This is a genomic window from Bradyrhizobium sp. WYCCWR 12699 (assembly GCF_032144035.1).
Lineage (GTDB): Bacteria > Pseudomonadota > Alphaproteobacteria > Rhizobiales > Xanthobacteraceae > Bradyrhizobium.
Map to the genome: position 1 here is coordinate 1 of NZ_JAVTJN010000029.1, position 1,627 is coordinate 1,627.

Annotated in this window: 1 protein-coding gene; it reads left to right on the top strand. The window is 63.7% G+C overall.

The features are described from left to right. Positions 1 to 69: 69 nt before the first annotated feature. Positions 70 to 1,542, top strand: a complete 1,473-nt coding sequence (gene istA, locus RPS27_RS10540; RefSeq protein WP_128955187.1) for an IS21 family transposase — start codon at positions 70 to 72, stop codon at positions 1,540 to 1,542. Positions 1,543 to 1,627: the final 85 nt, after the last annotated feature.

Sequence of the window (1,627 nt, forward strand, 5' to 3'; positions counted from 1 at the left end):
CGCACTCGATCACACGCCAAAGGGTCAGAAACTTCTTGCATTGCGGGCGGCAACCACAGAAGGCTCTACATGAAGTACCGTCAGACCGATAGCCCGCCAGTGGCGGCGGCCAAGGCGTCATTCAGTACGTCGACCGCCTATCGGATCGAGAGAGACCCCCGACTTCCATCGCAAAGGAAGGCGCCCCGCGGCCGGCGACGACCGGACCCGTTGAGCGAGGTGTTCGAGACCGAGATCGTCCCGATCCTGAAGGCGGCCCCTGGCTTACGCCCGGTGGCGGTGTTCAAGGAGATGCTCCGACGTCATCCGGATCTCGGCAGCGGTATCCGTCGTACCCTGGAACGCCGTATCCGTGCCTGGCGGGCGATCCACGGCGAGGAGCAGCAGGTGATCTTCCGCCAAACCCACGAGCCTGGCCAACTAGGGCTCTCCGACTTCACAGACATGGGCGAGTTGGGTGTGACGATCGCGGGGGTCCCGCTCGATCATCGTCTCTGTCACTTCCGTTTGGCCTATTGCGGGTTCGAGCACGCCCACGTCGTGCTTGGCGGTGAGAGCTTCGTTGCCTTGGCCGAAGGCCTGCAGAATGCCCTCTGGTCGCTCGGTGGGGCGCCGCGGGAGCATCGGACCGACAGTCTGTCGGCCGCATTCTGCAATCTCGATCGTGATGCACGGGACGATCTGACGCAGCGATACGAGGCCCTTTGTGCCCACTACGGCATGAGGCCTTCCCGCAACAATCGAGGCGTCGCCCACGAGAATGGCTCGATCGAAGGGCCCCACGGTCATCTCAAGCGAGCAATCGCGGACGCCTTGCTGCTGCGCGGAACTGTCGACTTCGACGATCTTGCCACCTATCGCGGCTTCATCGACGAGATCGTCAGCCGCCGCAATGCCCGCAACGCCAAGCGGATCGATAGCGAGCGCATGGTGTTGCAGGAGCTGCCCGATCGCCGCACCTCCGACTACGAAGAGGTGATCGTCCGCGTGACATCGTCCGGCGGCTTCACCCTGCGCAAGGTGTTCTACACGGTGCCATCGCGCCTGATCGGTCACCGGCTGCGGGTGCGCCTTTACGATGATCGTCTCGACGTGTTCGTCGGCGGCACCCATCTCGTCACCCTGCCGCGTGGGCGGCCGCATCCCAATGGCAAGTACGACCAGGTCGTCGATTATCGGCACGTGATCCATTCCCTGCGGCGCAAGCCGATGGCGCTTCTCAATCTGGTCTACCGAGATCGGCTGTTCCCGCGCGATGCCTATCGGAAGACCTTCGATCGGTTGCGCGAACGCTTGCCGGACAAAAAAGCCTGCCGGATCATGGTCGATCTCCTCGCGCTCGCTCATGAACGCGGCTGCGAGACCGAACTCGCCGGTCAGCTCACCGCCGACCTCGAGGCCGGCCGACTGCCCGACCTCAACCGGCTAGGTGCTCACTTCGCCCCCGATCCCGCCAACCTGCCGAACGTCGTGGTGCAGCTCGTGCCGCTTGCGACCTACAAATGCCTCATCGGTACCGCCGAGACCGGAGGTGCCGCATGAGCGTAACGAACACGGTTGATGCCGCGCGCCTCAATCTGTTGCTCAATGAGCTCCGTCTGCCTGCCATCAAGGTGCTGTGGGCGCA